At 65.9% G+C, this 17,433-nt stretch carries 16 protein-coding genes; 10 read left to right on the top strand and 6 right to left on the bottom strand.

Annotation, left to right across the window (positions count from 1 at the left end; genetic code table 11):
• Positions 1-153 precede the first annotated feature (153 nt).
• Complete coding sequence (locus ACV7NL_RS22560; RefSeq protein WP_244478502.1) at positions 154-684, top strand: hypothetical protein; 531 nt, start codon at positions 154-156, stop codon at positions 682-684.
• A 24-nt stretch (positions 685-708) separates the two neighbouring features.
• Here the strand turns inward: ACV7NL_RS22560 and ACV7NL_RS22555 are convergent, their stop codons facing one another.
• Entirely contained in the window at positions 709-2,559 is a 1,851-nt protein-coding gene (locus ACV7NL_RS22555; protein WP_247636260.1) for a cation:proton antiporter domain-containing protein, read from the bottom strand.
• Positions 2,560-2,860: 301 nt separating this feature from the next.
• Here ACV7NL_RS22555 and ACV7NL_RS22550 point away from each other — a divergent pair, with 301 nt between their 5' ends.
• From ACV7NL_RS22550 to ACV7NL_RS22520, 7 genes are all read left to right on the top strand, one after another.
• Positions 2,861-4,132: an ATPase gene (locus tag ACV7NL_RS22550; protein WP_463356935.1), complete on the top strand. Its 1,272-nt coding sequence runs from the start codon at positions 2,861-2,863 to the stop codon at positions 4,130-4,132.
• Positions 4,129-4,779 (top strand): hypothetical protein, encoded by a 651-nt coding sequence (locus ACV7NL_RS22545; protein WP_056486603.1) that lies wholly within the window; start codon positions 4,129-4,131, stop codon positions 4,777-4,779. Before ACV7NL_RS22550 ends, ACV7NL_RS22545 begins: the two co-directional genes overlap by 4 nt.
• 211 nt (positions 4,780-4,990) lie before the next feature.
• Positions 4,991-5,842: an AAA family ATPase gene (locus ACV7NL_RS22540; RefSeq protein WP_056188445.1), complete on the top strand. Its 852-nt coding sequence runs from the start codon at positions 4,991-4,993 to the stop codon at positions 5,840-5,842.
• Positions 5,843-5,954: 112 nt separating this feature from the next.
• Positions 5,955-6,473 carry a SixA phosphatase family protein gene (locus ACV7NL_RS22535; protein WP_056188441.1) on the top strand — a complete coding sequence of 173 codons (519 nt, stop codon included), beginning with the start codon at positions 5,955-5,957 and terminating at the stop codon, positions 6,471-6,473.
• Positions 6,474-6,614: 141 nt separating this feature from the next.
• Positions 6,615-7,817, top strand: a complete 1,203-nt coding sequence (locus ACV7NL_RS22530) for a hypothetical protein (RefSeq protein ID WP_463356934.1) — start codon at positions 6,615-6,617, stop codon at positions 7,815-7,817.
• Positions 7,818-7,951: 134 nt separating this feature from the next.
• On the top strand, positions 7,952-9,391 hold the full coding sequence (locus ACV7NL_RS22525; RefSeq protein ID WP_463356933.1) for a YcjX family GTP-binding protein: 1,440 nt from the start codon (positions 7,952-7,954) through the stop codon (positions 9,389-9,391).
• A 21-nt stretch (positions 9,392-9,412) separates the two neighbouring features.
• Complete coding sequence (locus tag ACV7NL_RS22520; protein WP_463356932.1) at positions 9,413-10,435, top strand: YcjF family protein; 1,023 nt, start codon at positions 9,413-9,415, stop codon at positions 10,433-10,435.
• A 3-nt stretch (positions 10,436-10,438) separates the two neighbouring features.
• Here the strand turns inward: ACV7NL_RS22520 and ACV7NL_RS22515 are convergent, their stop codons facing one another.
• The 5 genes from ACV7NL_RS22515 to ACV7NL_RS22495 form a co-directional block, all read right to left on the bottom strand.
• The gene (locus ACV7NL_RS22515; protein WP_463356931.1) at positions 10,439-10,990 is read right to left on the bottom strand and encodes an RBBP9/YdeN family alpha/beta hydrolase; all 552 of its coding nucleotides are present in this window, start codon (positions 10,988-10,990) and stop codon (positions 10,439-10,441) included.
• 148 nt (positions 10,991-11,138) lie between these two features.
• On the bottom strand, positions 11,139-11,846 hold the full coding sequence (locus ACV7NL_RS22510) for an ElaB/YgaM/YqjD family protein (protein WP_082504224.1): 708 nt from the start codon (positions 11,844-11,846) through the stop codon (positions 11,139-11,141).
• Between the two features lie 89 nt (positions 11,847-11,935).
• On the bottom strand, positions 11,936-12,328 hold the full coding sequence (locus ACV7NL_RS22505) for a DUF3618 domain-containing protein (protein WP_056188424.1): 393 nt from the start codon (positions 12,326-12,328) through the stop codon (positions 11,936-11,938).
• Positions 12,325-12,720 (bottom strand): phage holin family protein, encoded by a 396-nt coding sequence (locus ACV7NL_RS22500; protein WP_056486622.1) that lies wholly within the window; start codon positions 12,718-12,720, stop codon positions 12,325-12,327. Before ACV7NL_RS22500 ends, ACV7NL_RS22505 begins: the two co-directional genes overlap by 4 nt.
• 10 nt (positions 12,721-12,730) lie before the next feature.
• A complete protein-coding gene (locus tag ACV7NL_RS22495; protein ID WP_056188418.1) occupies positions 12,731-13,213 on the bottom strand; it encodes a hypothetical protein in 483 nt (160 codons plus the stop codon).
• 389 nt (positions 13,214-13,602) lie between these two features.
• Here ACV7NL_RS22495 and ACV7NL_RS22490 point away from each other — a divergent pair, with 389 nt between their 5' ends.
• Together ACV7NL_RS22490 and glgX are read left to right on the top strand one after the other, a co-directional pair.
• Complete coding sequence (locus tag ACV7NL_RS22490; RefSeq protein ID WP_056188935.1) at positions 13,603-15,024, top strand: alpha,alpha-trehalose-phosphate synthase (UDP-forming); 1,422 nt, start codon at positions 13,603-13,605, stop codon at positions 15,022-15,024.
• Between the two features lie 68 nt (positions 15,025-15,092).
• On the top strand, positions 15,093-17,192 hold the full coding sequence (gene glgX / locus ACV7NL_RS22485; RefSeq protein ID WP_463356930.1) for a glycogen debranching protein GlgX: 2,100 nt from the start codon (positions 15,093-15,095) through the stop codon (positions 17,190-17,192).
• Positions 17,193-17,433 lie beyond the last annotated feature (241 nt).

Below are 17,433 nucleotides of genomic sequence, written 5' to 3'. Positions count from 1 at the left end.
AACCCGGAATTTCTGTTGATAGCTCCTGTGGGAGGTTATTCCGGCGGAGAGGACTTGTCATCTGAATCGAACATCTTGGTCCCACGGTCTCGTGCAAGTCAGGGCAAGTCGTCAGGGCGCATGGTCTTTGGGTAGAGTAAAGGAGTGACCGACATGGCGCTCGCGCTGCGCTCGTTGAGCGATTTCAAACGGTTCCTGTCCGAGCCGGGCGCGACGATTCAGGTGGTGCGCAACACCTTCATCGATCGCCAGCCCGCCTCCTTCGCCGACGCCTATCGGGCCAAGGGGATGTACGAGCCGCGCACCATCCGGGCCGTCTCGAAGAAGGCGGCGATCTTCTCGGTCCAGGGCCACCCGACCACGATCTGGTTGTATTGGGACAAGGGCACGCGCAAATGGCGGTTCAACGACGATACGGTGACCATCCCGCTCGACACCGGTCTCGGGCCGCCCGACGAGATCGTGTATCGCTGTAGCTACGCGCCCGGCATGGACCCGAGCCTGAATCCGCCCGTGCGCCGGGCCAAACAGCGGACCCCGAAGCCGCCCGACGCCCTGAAGCCTGCCACTCCGAGACCTCCGCCCGCGCTCAAGACCGCTCCGGGCGGCACGTCGCCGTCGGCGGGCGCCACCGTGCTGCCGGCTCCCATGATGCCCCTGCGCGGGCAGGGCCGCCTGCTCTGAGTGATTCGTCCGCCCGCATGCGTCTCAGGCGCTCTTGATCGCGGGCTTGATGGCGGACTCGTCTGCGACGGCCGGCGTCTCCCGTCCCTCCTGGCCCTTGCCGACGGTGCGGCGCGCCCGGAACGCAGGACGGACCTCGGTCTCCTTCTTCCGCAACATCGCCCGGTACTCGTCGCGCCGCTCGTGGATCGAGGCGATCACGAGGCCCATCGGCACGCCGACATCGACGAGGACCGCCTCGGAGAGTTGCAGCGACGCCTCGATGGTCTCCGGGACCGCATCGTCCACACCCATTTCGTAGAGGGCGGTCGCGTGGCGGGCGTCGCGCGCCCGGGCCACGATGGTGATGTCGCGCCGCTCGGCCCGGGCCGCCTCGACCACCGCTTCGACGGCACGCGGCGTATCCAGCGTGACCACCAGCGCCCGCGCATTGGCGATGTCGCAGCGCCGCAGCAATTCGGGATTGGCCGAATCGCCGAAATAGACCGGGTTGCCGAGGCGGCGGTGTTCCGAAACCCGGGCGGCATCCGCGTCGAGCGCCAGGTACGGGATCTTGTGGCGGGTCAGCATCTCGCCGACGAGGCGGCCGACCCGGCCATAGCCGGCGATGATGACGCGGTTCTGCTGGCGATCGGGCACTGGTTCGGCCCGGGCGCGACCCAGCTGCGCGGTGGTGAACCGCTTACCGAGGCGCCGGCCGACGACCGCGAGGGCGGGAATCGCGATCATGGTCACGGTGGTGACGATGAGGGCGGCCTGTCCGACCTCCTCGGGCACGAGCCCACCGGCGAGCGCCCCGCCGATCAGCACGAAGGCGAACTCGCCGCCCGGTCCGAGCAGGAGGGCGGCCTCGATGGCCACCGATCGGGAGAGTTTGAGAAAGCGAGCGGCCGCGACGATCACCGCGCCCTTGATCAGGATCAGCGCCATCGCCAGCCCCAGCACGGCACCGGGCGCCGACATCAGATGGGCCGGATCGAGGTTCATGCCCACGGAGACGAAGAACACGCCGAGGAGCAGGCCCTTGAACGGATCGATCGTGGCCTCGATGGCGCGGCGATACTCGGTCTCGGCCAGCAGCAGGCCGGCGACGAAGGCGCCGAGCGTCATCGACAGGCCGGCCGCCGCCGCGGTCACGGCCGTGCCGATGATGACCAGGAGACAGGCCGCCATGAACAGTTCGGGTGACCGCGTCCGGGCGACGAGCTGAAACAGCGGCCGGAGGGCGAGACGCCCCACCACCACGATCACCACGATGGCGATGGCCGCTTGGCCCAGAGCGAGGGCCAGGGCGCCGCCCACGTCGGAGCCGTCGTTGCGGCCCAGCACCGCGATGGCGAACAACACCGGGGCCACCGCGAGATCCTGGAACAGCAACACGGCGAAGCTGGCGCGGCCCGCCGGCGTGTTCAGTCGCTTCTGGTCGGCCAGGACCGGCAGGACCACGGCGGTCGACGACAGGGCCAGGGCGAGGCCGACGATGATCGCGGCGGCCAGGGGAACCGAGAGCGACAACAGGATGGCGCCGATGACGGCCGATGAGGCCAGGACCTGGATCGAGCCGAGGCCGAAGACCAGGCGGCGCAGCGTCCGCAGGCGTTCCCAGGACAGCTCGACCCCGATCATGAACATCAGGAAGATGACGCCGAATTCCGCCAGATGGGCGATCTCCGACCGGTTCGCGATCGTGAAGGTCGAAACCCAGGGATACGTCTCGGCGAAGCGCCCGAGACCGAAGGGGCCGAGCAGGGCGCCGGCTCCGATGAAGCCGAGGACCGGGCTGATCCGCAGGCGATGGAACAGCGGCACCACCACGCCAGCGGTGACGAGGAACAGAATCGCTTCCTTGTAGGAGCCGGCGTGCACGTCCGTCATCGGTTCGAGATGTCTCCTGAAGCGCGGAACCGCCGGGCGGCGTCGCGGAGAGCGGCCGGGTTCCTCGCCGCACGGTTCTTCGCAGCACGATTCCTCGCAGGACCATGGCCGCTGGCGACCGGTCGACGCAACCGTGCACGGGGCGCGAAATCACGAATTGGCTGGCTGCGGCAATTGGAATGGGGGCGACCGTACCGTCGGCGTCTCTGATGCGGCGCAAAAACGGCACAATGCGCGCATAAGGCGAAGCGTTAACGAACGGTGAAGCGCGCGATGGCGCGTTTCGAGACACGAGTGCCCCATGCGAAAGACGCCGCCCAACCGGGACGTGCAGCGGGAAGCCCGCGAATGGCGCCGGGAATCCGAGCGCTGGACCCACGAGCGACACATCGAGAAGGGCTACCGCATCAAGTGGGGCTACGTCTCGATCGCCTACCTCGTCGAGTTCATGGTGATCGGAGCGTCGCTCTGGGGCGCCTGGCTGTTCGCGGGCGTCTACAGCGACGGTGATTCCAAGGCGTTCTACTTCATGCTCCTGGCACCGCTGGTCTATGCGGCGGTGGAGCTGTGTCGCGTCCCCCTCGGCATCCTGGCGCGGACGCAGCGCTCGTACGTGATCCGAATGCTGGCGATCGTCGGCATCATCTTCGCGGCAGGCGTGACCACCAAATCGGTGTCGCAGCTCGGCGAGATGATGTTCCACCCCCGCCTGATGGATGCCGCGAAAGCCAAGACGGCGCTCAAGGATGCCCAGGCCGATCGCGGGACGATCGACAACCGGATCGCCGCGGCCGATGCTCGGGTGGCCCAATATACGACGGAACTGGATCAGATCGAGAAACGCAGCGCCGAGAATGCCAGCCAGCTCGCCGGCCTGCCGCCGCAGCGCTGCGAACGCGTCTACGGCACCAACAGCCGGGGCCAGCGCTACTCGAACATGAAGTGCGTCACCGATCCGCGGACCGCGACCCTGAATGCCAGCGTCGCCAAGGCTGGTACGGACCGCGGCGCGGTGATGAAGCTGCTGGAGGACGCCCGCAAGGCGCGCGGCGAACTCGACCGCGGCGCCGCCGAGCGCAAGGTCGCCGATGCCGAGCAGGCTTACCGCAATTCGGTCAACCGATCGCAGCTGCATTCCTTCACCGCGATGGTCTACGGCGTCGATCCGATCGACGTGAGCGAGGCGCAGGTCCACGCCTTCCTGCGGATCTTCGTGTTCGTGCCGGCCCTCTGCGCCGCCTTCGCGTCGACGATCCTCGCCCTCTGCGCCGTGTCGGTGCGCAAGACCTTCATGGACGAGGACGATCTCGGCGCCACCGTCGATCCGGCGGCGACGCCCTACATGCTGGATTCGATCACGGACGCCCTACGCCAGGAAATGGCGCTGACCCAGCCGCGCCCCGTTCCGGAGGAAGCGGCGGTGCAGCCTGCGGCGGCTAGCGTCGCCCCGGTGGTGGCCCCGGCCCCGGCCCCGGCCCCGGCCCCGGCCCCGGCCGCAGCGCCGGGCGGCGCGGTGATCCCGATGGATCGGCGCCCGCCCGCCCAGGCCGTCAGCGCGGGAGCCGGCGCATGAGCATTCACACGCCCGGCACGCCGGAGAATGTCGTTCTCGCCCAGAGCGTGAACGGCCGCCTGCGGGCGGAAGCGCGGATCATCGCGGCGCGGGCCTTCCTGTTCCGCGCCCTCGGGGCAGGGGCCTTCACGCTCCTCGCCGGAATGGGGATCGGCGCGGCATCCTACGGCTACGCCTATATGAACCAGTTCGACTCGGCGGCCGAGAAGATCGCTGCCGCGATGCAGGCGGCCCTCTCGGATGTGACGCTGAAGACCAAGGGCGAGGTCACGCTGACCGACAACGTTCTGAAGCTCGAGGGCGGCCTGCCCAAGGCCGGCGGGGCTCCGACTCCGACCAAGGCCCAGCTCGGCGCCGATGCGGCGCCCGCCTCGAAGGCTCCCGTGAACACCACCTTCACGGTGTTCAAGCAGGTGCCCTACATGGATGGCCAGATCGTCACCGGCTGGAACTTCCGCGCCAACGAGGAGCAGCCGTTCCAGCAATATTGCTATTTCTCTCGCCGCCAGAACGAGCAGAAGGGCCAGGTCGAGATCAAGATCGACCTTGCGATGGATGGCAAGACCCTGCCGCAGCCGCAGAAATCGGACGTCAACCTCGGCATCCTCGCGTCGAACTGCGTCTGGCACGACGGCAAGACGCTCTGAACGGCAAGACGCCCTGAACGGCGAGACGCTCTCGGCAGCAAGCCGCTTGAGGCACCAAGATGCTTGAGATCGTCAGCGCTTCGAAACGGCTGATCTCTCAAGGCGCATCGTCCCATCTCGGCTGCGCCGGGTGCCTTGCGGGGATGGCGGCCGCGCACTAACCCGGACGTGTCCGCGTCCTGTTTCCGGCCCCCCTCCCGCGAGTTCCGCCATGCGCTTCACCGGCACCGCCGACTACGTCGCGACCTCCGACCTGACCACGGCGGTCAATGCCGCGATCGTGCTGGAACGGCCGCTCCTGGTGAAGGGCGAGCCGGGGACCGGCAAGACCGTCCTGGCCGAGGAGATCGCCAAGGGCCTCGGCGCTCCGCTGCTGACCTGGAACGTCAAATCGACGACCAAGGCGCAGCAGGGTCTCTACGAGTACGACGCGGTCTCGCGCCTGCGGGACAGCCAGCTCGGCGACCCGCGCGTGTCCGACATCGGCAACTACATCCGGCGGGGCAAGCTGTGGGAGGCCTTCACGGCCCCCGAGCGGCCCGTGCTGCTGATCGACGAGATCGACAAGGCCGACATCGAGTTTCCGAACGATCTCCTGACCGAACTCGACCGGATGGAGTTCCACGTCTACGAGACCGGCGAGACGATCCGGGCCGAGCGGCGCCCCATCGTGATCATCACCTCGAACAACGAGAAGGAACTGCCGGACGCGTTCCTGCGCCGTTGCTTCTTCCACTACATCACCTTCCCCGATGCGGAGACGCTGAAGGCCATCGTCGAGGTGCATTACCCCGGCATCAAGCACCGCCTCGTGGAGGAGGCTTTGCGCGTCTTCCTCGAGACCCGCGGGGTCCCCGGCCTGAAGAAGAAGCCCTCGACCTCCGAACTGCTCGACTGGCTCAAGCTCCTCGTCTCCGAGGACGTGACGCCCGAGACCTTGCGCGAGCGCGATGGCCGGAAGCTGATCCCGCCGCTGCACGGCGCGCTCCTGAAGAACGAGCAGGATGTCAGCCTCTTCGAGAAGCTCGCTTTCATGATGCGCCGGGATCAGCGCGGCGGCTGACGTCCAACGCCGTCGGGCATGGGCACGGCGCCGGACCAGGACGGGATTCTGGTTCTCGGCAGCCCTCGATCCCGGATCCCGTCCTCTCCTCGCGCCGAAAGCTGCTCCCCGCATGCGTCGCTTGATCCTCCTGCGTCACGCCAAGTCCGACCGCGCCCCCGGGGTGACCGATCTGGACCGTCCGCTCAATCCGCGCGGCCAGCGGGCCGCACCGCGCATGGGCGCCTACCTCGTCGCGGAAGGCCTGACCCCGGATGCCGTCGTCGTCTCGCCGGCGCTGCGCACCCGCCAGACCTGGGACGCCGTCCAGACCGTCCTGAAGGGTCCGGAGCCGAAGATCGTCGCGTCGATCTACGAGGCCCCGGACTCCGCGCTTCTCGCGGTGGTGCAGGCGACTCCCGACGAGGCCGGAAGCCTCCTGATGATCGGACACAACCCGGGGCTTCAGGAACTCGCACTGCGCTTGGCCGGCACCGGCGACAAAGCGGGTCGAAAGCGCCTGATGCTGGAGTTTCCGACCGCGGCCGTCGCGGTGATCGACTTCGACGCGGCACGCTGGAGCGCGATCGGCTCCGGCACCGGTCGCCTGGATCGGTTCGTCGCGCCGAAGGATCTCGACATCGACGATTGATTCCGGGCGGCCCGCAGTGGGAGCGGCTGCGCCAAGCGCGCGCGGTTGAACGGGTGCGGGCGGATTGAACCCTTGCCGTCGGATTGAACCCTTGCCGTCCGCCGCTCGTTTCACTGGTCCCCGGCAAGCTTCGCAGATCCCGTGCTCCTCACCACGCTTCTCGTTCTCACAACGTTGCTGCCGGGCCTCGAAGGGCCGGTGCGAAGCGTGTCGAAGAATGTCGCGAACTTGAGCGCCCGTTTGGCGCCACCTCCACGCGTCCTTCCGGTATACGAGGCTGAAACGCGCGTCGTTTCCAACTGGCAGTTCGAGGCCGGGGCCAGCCTCCAGCCGACGTCCCTCGCGCTCGTCGCGCGCTACGCCACCGCAGCCCCCGCCTTTGTGGCGCGCTGCGTCAAGCTGAACAACTACTGGTGCATCAAGCGCGCGCGCTGGTCCGGCGAAATCGGCGGTGACACCGAGGGGCATACGGGCTTCGCGACCGCCAGTGATGGGGCAGACGCCGCTGCGCAGTTACTGCGTCGTTACTATCGCGAATACGGACGCCGTACGGCCCTATCGATCGTAAGACGCTGGGCGCCGGCGGAATGTCGGATCGGCGGCGCTCCTCTTGCTGGACGTGTACCATCGACCAAGGTCGCCACCGACCTCGCACCGCGCGGCATCAAGCGAACGCTGCGGGCCCGGTTCCTGGCCCGGCATCCGCGCGGTGGCGCGTCGCGGCCCGCGAATACCAGTCGAGGCGGCCCGCTCCGCGTCCAGCCCTGGTCCCCCCTGGCTCGGATGGCCCGTCCGAAAGCGCCACAAAGCGGCTTATTGGTCAGGCACTCCGAGCTTCTCGTTAAGCCCTCCACACTGATTGCAAAGCCATCGGTCCTGCTCGTGGAACCCGCTGCCGTTCTCGGTCAGTCTGTGCCTGGCAACAGGGCGGCGGAGAAGGGGGCGATGAAGAAGAAGGGGCGCCTGACTCCGGTTTCTCCATCCCGTGTCGCGTCGGATATTGGGCTGCAAGAGCGTTTCGTGATCGAATCTGCTCAGCTGCCGCCGATCGTGGCAGGCTCTAACCTCCTGGATCTCAGCCCGCCCACACCGCTTTGCGGGAACGATGAGACGCGGATACGGAATTATGCCGCTCGGATCGCCGCAAGCGTCGGCCTGAAGGTCGAAGACGACCTCAAGCTCTTCGGTCCCGAGGGGCAGCCACTGATCAATCTACAGCCTGTCATGCTCGCCATGTCGAGCGTCGAACTTGGAACTCTGCGTGCCAGCCCAACCCTGGTGGGGGCTGCCATCGCTCGCATGAACGTGAATACACACTCGGCAATTGCGGTCTCGCCGCCCTAACCATACGAGCAACCAGGACCGTCTTCACGCCGAGTCTTGCGCTGATCGGGGCCGGCCGCCACCTCAACGCCACGCTCGGCGCTTTCTTCGCATCGCCGTCTCAGGAAGCACCGTTACGCCATGAACAGGTTGCCATGAACAGCTTTGCCGCGCGCGCGGGTTCCGCGGTCAAGGCCTTCGCCGAAGCGTCGAGTGATCTTCTGATCCAGCCGACCCTTCGGCTCGGCGTCACCGGACTGGCGCGTTCGGGGAAGACCGTGTTCACGACTGCGCTGATCCATCATCTCGTGGAAGCGCATGCTTTGCCCGCCTTCGCACCCGCGCATGAAGGGCGGCTGCGCCGGGCGCGCCTGGTGCCTCAGCCGGACGACGATATCCCGCGCTTCCCCTATGAGGAGCATTACGCAGCGCTGATCGAGCAGCGCCTGTGGCCTCGCTCCACCGACCGGATCAGCCAGTTCCGTCTGGCCATCGAGTACGAGCGCGCAGGCTCCTGGCGTTCCGGGCCGGGGACGTTGATGCTCGACGTGGTGGACTATCCGGGAGAATGGCTCCTCGACCTTGCGCTGATCGACCAGACCTACACCGCCTGGTCACGGGCGACGATTGCGGGCACACGGCGCAGTGGACGTGCCGCGATGGCTGGACCCTGGCTCGAAACCCTCAAGGGCCTCGATCCACTGGCGCCCCTCGACGAGGTCGTGGCCGAGCATGCCAGCACAGCCTTCAAGACCTATCTGTCAGCCTTACGGGCTGGCCCCGAAGCGGTCGCGACCACGCCGCCAGGACGGTTCCTCATGCCGGGCGACTTGGCAGGTTCGCCGGCGCTGACCTTCGCGCCGCTCGACCGTCTCCCGGAGACCTTGCCTTCCGACAGCCTCGCCGGGCTGATGGAACGTCGCTTCGAAGCCTACAAGGCGAAGGTGGTGGAGCCGTTTTTCCGGAATCACTTCCAGCGTGTCGATCGCCAAATCGTCCTGGTCGACGTGCTTGCTGCCGTCGACGCCGGGCCGGCGGCCCTCGCCGAACTGGAGGAAGCGCTGGACTCAGTGCTGCTCACCTTCCGCATCGGTCGCAACACCATCCTGTCGCGCCTGTTCGCGCCCCGCGCCGAGCGTATCCTGTTCGCCGCGACCAAGGCGGATCATCTGCATCAGACCAGCCATGACCGGCTCGACGCGTTGTTGCGGCTCCTGGTGTCGCGTGCGATGCGGCGAACCGAGGCGGCCGGCGCCCGGGTCGGGACGGTGGCACTGGCTTCCGTCCGGGCCACGCGGGAGACGACAATCCACGATGGCGACGAGAAACTCCGCGCGGTATCCGGGACACCAGAAGCTGGTGAAACGGTCGGCGATGACGTTTTCGACGGCCTGAGTGAAGCGGCGATCTTCCCGGGGGAACTGCCGCAGCGGCCGGAAGCGGTCCTGGAAGGCGCAGTGCCACCGGGTTCTCTGCGCTTCCCCCGGTTTCGACCACCCTTGGTGAAGGCCGATGCCCTCGGCCGGTCCGGTGACCTTCCGCAGATCCGCTTGGATCGTGCCATGCAGTTCCTCATCGGCGACAAGCTCGCTTAACGCTCGCCAGGACGCCCCGCCATGAGTTCGACCCAACGTCCCCGCGCCTTCCGAATTCCGTCCTCGACGACGGTCGACGCGGACGAGGGCGCGGTGCCACCGTCGCCGCACGTACGGATTGTCGACGAGCCGTTCGAGATCGTGGAGGCTGCCGATGGTGTCGCGGTGCCGGTGGCACCACGGAACCGGGCTCCGTGGCTCAGCCTGCTCCTGGTCGCTCTCGGTGGCCTCGTCTCCTTAGGGGTCGGCCTCTCGGTCGAGCGCATGATCGCCGATCTGTTCAGTGCTGCACCCTGGCTTGGCGGCGTGGCTCTGGTTCTGCTGGCGATCGCCGCGGTCGCGTTCCTGGTCATCCTCGCCCGCGAACTCTCCGGCATCTGGCGAGAGCGGCAGATCGAGCGGGTTCGGGCCAAGGCCGTCGCTGCCATCGCCACGCGCGATCATTCCTCGGCTCAGGCCGTGGTGCGCGACCTGTCGGCGCTCTACGCCGATCGCAGCGCTCTGAACGCCGGCAGGATTCGGCTCGATACGTTGGGCGACGCCATTCTCGATGTGGACGATCGGATCGGCCTTGCCGAGCACGAATTGCTCGCCCCCCTCGACCGACAGGCGCGCAACGCCATCGCATCAGCCGCGAAGCAGGTCTCGGCGGTGACGGCTCTGAGCCCGCGCGCCATCGTCGACGTCGCCTTCGTGGTTTTCGCCGCCGTCCGTCTCCTGCGCCGTATCGCAACGATTTATGGCGGGCGGCCTGGATTCCTGGGATTCCTCCGGCTCGCCCGCTCGGCCTTCGCGCATCTCACCGTCACGGGCGGCATGGCGGTGGGCGAAAGTATGGTCCAGCAAGTGCTCGGCCTCGGCATCGCGGCCCGCGTATCGGCGAAACTGGGCGAGGGAGTTCTTAACGGATTGATGACCGCCCGCTTCGGCCTCGCCGCTATGGCGGTGTGTCGGCCTCTGCCCTTCGTCCGGGAAGCGCCACCTCGCCTGACCGACGTGGCCGGCGAATTGCTCAGACCCCTCGCTGAATCCGAAAAGCCCTGAACATCAGAGGGATTTCAGGAAACCGGCGAGCCGCATCAGGCCTTCCGGCCATGGGCCATGTCCGCTGGCGACATTGATGTGGCCCGACTCGCCGGCATCGACGACCACCGCGCCCCAGGCATAGGCGAAATCCTCGGCCCGCTCGTAACTACAGTACGGGTCGTTTCGACTGGCAACCACAAGCGATGGGAAGGGAAGGGGCTCACGCGGAACGGGCGCGAAAGCCGTGACACTGGTGGGAAGGTTCGGCGTCATCTCCACGTCCGGAAACGCGACCAGAAGGGCTCCGCGAACGACACCGGGACGGAAATGCGGTGACGCCTGAACGGCTGCAACGACACCCAGACTGTGAGCGATCAGGATCACGGGACGAACTGCCGCATTCACGGCCTCCACGATCCGCGTACGCCATGCGTCGGGATCCGGGTAATTCCAGTCGTCCTGTACGATGATCCGCCCCGTCGAGAGCCGGTCCGCCCACCGCGCCTGCCAATGGTCGTCTTCGGACCCCGCATAGCCGGGCAGGATCAAAATTTCGCAATCGGCAATCTTCATGCAGTCAGTCGATAGTGGCTCTGCGAAGCGGCGTCGAGCCGAGATGCAGGCCCCCCCGACCGATTGCGTCACATCATGTCTCAAACGAAGACGAGGACAGCGCCAAGCGGCACTGTCCTCGTCTGAGGTTTAGAAGCGCGCCCGACGATCAGTTCGGCGCTGAAGTCCGATCGTGAGGGGTCGCCGAAGGGGTCTGATCACCCGAGCTGGCACGCTGGACGGCGGCATTCAGATTTTCAGGATCGAGTGCGCTCGCGACGAATTCGCGGCCGCGGTGGGTTACGTCACGGGCGTAACGCAGCCCCTGGTCGCGGACCTCATCCGCCCAGGGGCCGACATTCTGGTCCTCGGTTCGGGTTCGCGGCAGCAAGGCTCCGATCAGAAGACCGGCTGCAAGGCCGACGACGCCGACGAGAAGAGGATTCTCCGCCACGAAGTCCTCGACTGCAGACTTGCCGTCCTGGAGGCGAGCACTGCTGCGATCGCTCAAATCATTGACCCGGCGAAGTCCTTCCCGGTGCGTTTCCGAAGCCCATCCCCGTGCATCATCGTACACGTCCGAGGCGCGCTCCCGAAGGTCCTTTGCGGTGTCCGACAGACGATCGCGGGTGTCGCTCGCCGCGGTGGCAGCCCGATCCCGAAGGTCGCTTGCCCGCGCTGCGGCTTCGTCCGCCATGGACCCTTCATTGAAGCCACCCGTATGGATACTGTGAGTCTGGGTTCCCGTGTGATGGCTCGGGCTCGGGATGTCGTGCAAGGATCCTTCCGTTTGATGGCCGCGCGGCATCCCTGCGGCGAGAGCGATATCATCCGGAAGCGAACGATGCTGGTCGCCGGGTTTCTGGGTCGAACTCATGGGAAACTCCTGATGGTCGGCGATGGTCTCTGAGGATCGGGTCACGGTGCCCACGAGGAGCAGATCAGCGTGATCCTTGGCTCAGGACCTCAGATCTGCGTTTCGCTCGACAGGGAATGGGCCGGGCGCTGTGTCGGAAGGTCGGGATCGTAGACGCGGTCGGCTCCGGTCTTCGTGACCGGAAGACCTTCGACGGCGAGGCGTCCCCGCCGACGCACCGCCGGGGCGGTCTGGTTCGTCGACATCCGGTGGAGCAACCAACCGATTCCGGCTGCAATCAGTAGAACCGGGACCGGATTGCGCCGCACGGCTTCGAGTGCGCCATCATAGGCACCGCTCAGAGGAGTCTGCCGGGCATTGCCCAGCATCTCGTCGACGATGCTGGAGACCGATAGTCTGTCCTGGATCTGATCGATCGTTTGATCGAGGCGAGCCCGGCTCGCTTCGATATCCTTCTCGAGGTCGTTCAACGACTCGGTCATCCTGATACCCTTTCGGACAAGGTGCGGGCATCCTGGCGGACCTGACGGGAGGTACGAACGGGCGCGAGGGTCGACAGGGACATCGCGTTCTTGCCGAACAGAGCGAGAGCGACGGCCACGATCAGCAGGACGCCGCCAACGATAAGTGCCGCGAGGGCTTCCGATTGCACGACGGTGGCCAGCCATTTCACGAGCGCGTCCACTAGGACGAACAAGGCGACGACCCCAAAAACGGCGGCGCCGACCAGGAGTCCGAGCCCGATGAAGAGCGCGCGGACATTGCTCGTCATCTCGTTTCGGAAGAGGGCGATCTCCTTCCGAGCCAGTTCATTCGTTTCGCGCAGGGCATCGCCGATGAGGCCCTGAATACTGGATTGCGGACCGGTGGTCATATCCCGAACCTCACAGTCGATGGTGCGTCGGGTAGGTTTCGTTCAGGGGCGCAGCGCTCGTCGATTTAATGAAGCGCGCGACCACGAAACCGGTCAGGAAGGTGGCGACCGCCACCGCGACGGGAGAGCGGCGAGCGAACGCCTCAGCGTCCTCGTAGAACTCCGAGAAGCTGCGCTCCTCGATCGACGCTCCCAGGTGTTCCAGTCCGTCTGCGGCGCTGTCGAAGAAGGCGCGGATGTTGGGCTGAGCCTCGAAGGTCTTGCTCGACTCCCGCACGGACTTGGCGAGGTCCGTGACCGAACGGGCGGCGTCGCCTTTGCGCTGATCGACGTAGTCAGTGGCATGGGAACGGGCGGCATCGACGAAGCTGCGTCCGCGCTCGGCGGCGACGTCTGCGATCCCCTCGACATCGCCGCGCAGCGCTTTCCAGTCGGCCGTCGGGTTCACCGGCTCCGCACCCGTTGAGGGCCCTGGGGATTGATTTGCGGTCACGGAGACACTCCTCGGCACGGGTTGGGCAGATTACCAATTTGCCACGGTTCAACAGCCTCGGGAGAGGCAGGGTTCCGCTCTTCGTAACACCCTCGACAGCAAGAGCCTCAGCCGCCGTTCAGGTCGAACTCGTTAAACCGTCTAAGCTTGACCGTTGTAAACCGGCGGTCATGCATCTTATGCGCCGAAAGGCATCGCTGATCAGGGCGAGGTGAGGTTCAAGCTGCCGTTGTTCGCCGTGAACCCGAGGCATTCAGGCCTTGACCCAGATGCATCGAACGCGCTTGGCTGCATCGACGGATCGCGCTTGGCTTCCGCGCGTTCACCCAATGTATCATTTCGGTCGAACGCGCTTGTGCGTAAGACCCGTGAGGACCGGAGCCGGCTTCGTGGCACGTCTCGTCATCGTATCGAACCGCGTTGCAATCCCCGAGGAAGGGGGCAAGGCCGTGGCGGCCGGTGGTCTCGCCGTCGCCGTCAAGGAAGCGTTCACCGCTTACGAGGGGTTGTGGTTCGGCTGGAGCGGAAACGTCGTCGAGAACCCTTCGAGTGAGCCGACCCTGATCGACCGGGGGCATATCAGTTACGCCGTCGTCGATCTGTCACCCCAAGACCATCGCGAGTATTACAGCGGTTTCGCCAACCGCGCCCTTTGGCCGATCATGCACTACAGGCTCGGCCTCGGTGCATTCTCGCGCTCGGATTACGCCGGCTATCAGCGGGTCAACCGCATCTTCGCGCGCGCCCTGGCGAATCTCGTGGAGCCGGATGACATCATCTGGGTGCACGATTATCATCTTCTCCCCCTGGCTTCGGAACTACGTGGCCTCGGGATCGCAAATCCCATCGGCTACTTCCACCACATTCCCTGGCCGGCGGCCGACGTGTTCAACACGCTGCCGGCGAGCGGCGATCTGCTGCGCGGGATCGCCGATTACGATCTCATCGGTTTGCAGACCGATCCCGACGTCCACAACCTGACGCGTAATCTCATCGACGAACTCCGGGCGATTCCCCTCGGCGGCGGCTCGCTGATGGTGGATGGACGCCGTACCCGAATCCGCAGCTTCCCGATCGGCATCGATGTCGCTGGGTTCAAGGAAGCTGCCGAGAACGCTGGGTCGAACCGCACGGTTCGCGAAACGATGGCTGGATTGCGGACGCGAAAGCTTCTGATCGGCGTCGATCGGCTCGATTATTCGAAGGGCGTGCCTGAGCGGATGGAGGCCGTCGATCGGTTCTTCGCTTCCAACCCCGATCAGCGCGGTAACGTGGTCTATCTGCAGATCACGCCGAAATCTCGGACCGAAGTCCCCGAGTACGAAGATCTCAGCAGAGAGGTGAACGAGACCGTCGGGCACATCAACGGAACCCTCGGTGAACCGAACTGGACGCCGATCCAGTACGTCACCAAGGCCTATCCGCGCCCTGTCCTGGCGGGCCTCTATCGTGCGGCGCGGGTCGGGCTGGTGACGCCGATGCGCGATGGCATGAACCTCGTCGCCAAGGAATACGTCGTCGCTCAAACCGAGGAGGATCCTGGCGTCCTCGTGCTGTCGAAATTTGCCGGTGCCGCGCGACAGTTGCCCGAGGCTCTTCTGGTCAATCCCTACGACCGGTTCGAGGTGGCGGAAGCGATCCGGACGGCGCTCTACATGCCGCGTGGCGAGCGCCTGGAGCGGTGGAAGCCGATGTTGGAGCGCATGACGCGCGAGGATGTCGATTGGTGGGCCCGCAACTTCATGGCGGAGCTCGAGAATTTTCGGACGATCGAGCGTGAGCCACCTCGCACGGCGGCCGCTGCGGAATGATCATCCGGCGTCGTCCTTCGGCGCCTTGAACCCGGGACGGCACCAACTTCTTGATGGCTACGGATAACATGATCGGCGTCGAAGACGGCGTGCCGGCGCCGTTCGGCGCCCATTTCGATGGGCGCGGCGTCAATTTCGCGCTCTTCTCGCAGCACGCGACAGCCGTCGATCTCTGCTTGTTCGACCACGGCGAACGCCATGAGACGCGCCGCATCCGCTTGCCCTGTCGAACGGACGACGTCTGGCACGGCTACCTGCGCGGCGTCTTCCCCGGGCAACTCTATGGCTACCGCGTCCACGGACCCTGGGACCCTGCGAACGGTCATCGGTTCAATCCCGCCAAATTGCTGCTCGATCCCTATGCGCGGGATATCCAGGGACGAATCCGCTGGCACGATTCGCTCTACGGCCACCGGCGGGGGCTTCAGCGGCCCGACCAGATCGATCGACGCGACAGCGCGGCGTTCATGCCCCGGGGCATCGTGACTCCGCCTGAAGTTCCCGACCTCGCCGTCAGCCCAGTCCGGCGACCCTTGTCGCAGACCGTCATCTACGAAGCGCACGTCAAGGCCCTCACTCAGACCCACCCGGACGTTCCGGAAGCGGCGCGGGGTACCTACGCGGCCCTGGCCCACCCGGCGATCATCGAGCATCTGCTGAAGCTCGGCGTCACGGCGATCGAGTTGCTGCCGATCCAGGCCTTCGCCGACGATCGGTTCCTGGTGGAAAAGGGGTTGGTCAACTTCTGGGGCTACTCGCCGCTGAACTACTTCGCTGCAGACCCGCGCTATCGCGGGCCAGCCGGCATCGGGGGCCTGCGCGCCGCCATCCGGGAACTCGCAGCCGCCGAGATCGAGGTGATCCTCGATGTCGTCTACAATCACACGGCGGAGGCCGACCACAGCGGCCCGTCCCTGTCGTTCCGCGGCGTCGACAACGCCACCTACTACAAACTCGATCCGAGCAATCCTCGCGACACACTCGATTGCACCGGGTGCGGCAATACCCTGGACCTCGACCATCCGCGCGTCATGCAGTTGGTCCTCGATTCCCTGCGCCATTGGGTGACCGCTTACGGGGTTGCGGGCTTCCGTTTCGATCTCGCGAGCAGCTTGGCGCGCAACCCGCATGATTTCAGCGCAAAGGCCGCCTTTTTCCAGGCCGTCGCCCAGGACCCGATCCTGGCGCACGTCAAGATGATTGCAGAACCCTGGGACATCGGTGCCGGCGGCTATCAGCTCGGTGGTTATCCCCGAGGCTGGAGCGAGTGGAATGACCAATTCCGCGATAGCATCCGGGGTTTCTGGCGTGGGGATCGCGGAACGCTCGCAAAAGTCACACAGGGACTCTCCGGTTCACGCGAGATCTTCGCCGCCTCCGGTCGCTGGCCCCTCGCCAGCATCAACTTCGCGGCGTCCCATGACGGCTTCACCCTGGCGGATGTCGTCGCCTACGAGGAGAAGCACAACCTCGCGAATGGCGAGGACAACCGTGACGGACACGGGCATAACCTCTCTCGCAACTACGGAGTCGAGGGTGGAACCGACGACCTTGCCATTCTCAACCTGAGGAACCGCCAGAAGCGCAATCTCCTGGCGATGGTGTTCCTGGCTCAGGGTGTTCCAATGCTGCTGATGGGCGACGAGCGATCCCGCAGCCAAGGCGGCAACAACAATGCCTATGCGCAGGATAACGCCACCAGCTGGATGGATTGGGAGACCGATCCCGACCCGAGCCTCGCCACGTTCATCGGCAACCTCACACGGCTTCGCCGGGAGCAACCGGCGCTTCGCCGTCGGGCCTATCTCACCGGTGCGTTCACCGAGAGTGAATCCCTGCGCGACGTTCACTGGCTCGCGCCCCAGGGGGCAGAAATGGGGGATCAGGATTGGGTCGACCCTGAGCGCCAAACATTCGGGATGCAGATCGGCAATGATCTACCGCAGGCCGATCGGCTCCTGATCTTGGTGAACGCGGCCGATACGCCGTGCGACTTCACCTTGGCGCCGGTCATCGGCGGGCCGTGGACTTTGATCTTCGATACCACCCGTCAGGCTGGCTCCGTGCCCGCCGGACAGCCCCTGTTCCCAGTCGGCGCCGGCGTCCACCTCGAGGCTCAGGCGGTCTACGTTCTGCGGGCCCGCCCGGCATCGGCTTACCGGACTTAGGTCGGACAGCCGTCTTCTCGGCACGATTTTTCACCGGCTGAGCCGGTGAGGGAGCGATTCCGACCGCCTCTGCTGTGGGCTCCGGTCTGCTTGCAGAGAGATCTCGGACGCTCATGCGCCGGAAAGCTGTGACGTCCTGCGCTTCTTTGGTGACGCACCCCACCGCTGCTGCGGCGCCGAAATTTCGATTCCTGCGCAGCCATTGAAGAGGCGCGGGCGCGGTCATCCGCAGACCCTGATG

The sequence above is a fragment of the Methylobacterium sp. Ger2507 genome, from assembly GCF_055231875.1.
Note: the sequence above shows the minus strand (reverse complement) of the source record. Positions and strands in the feature narration are given on the sequence as shown.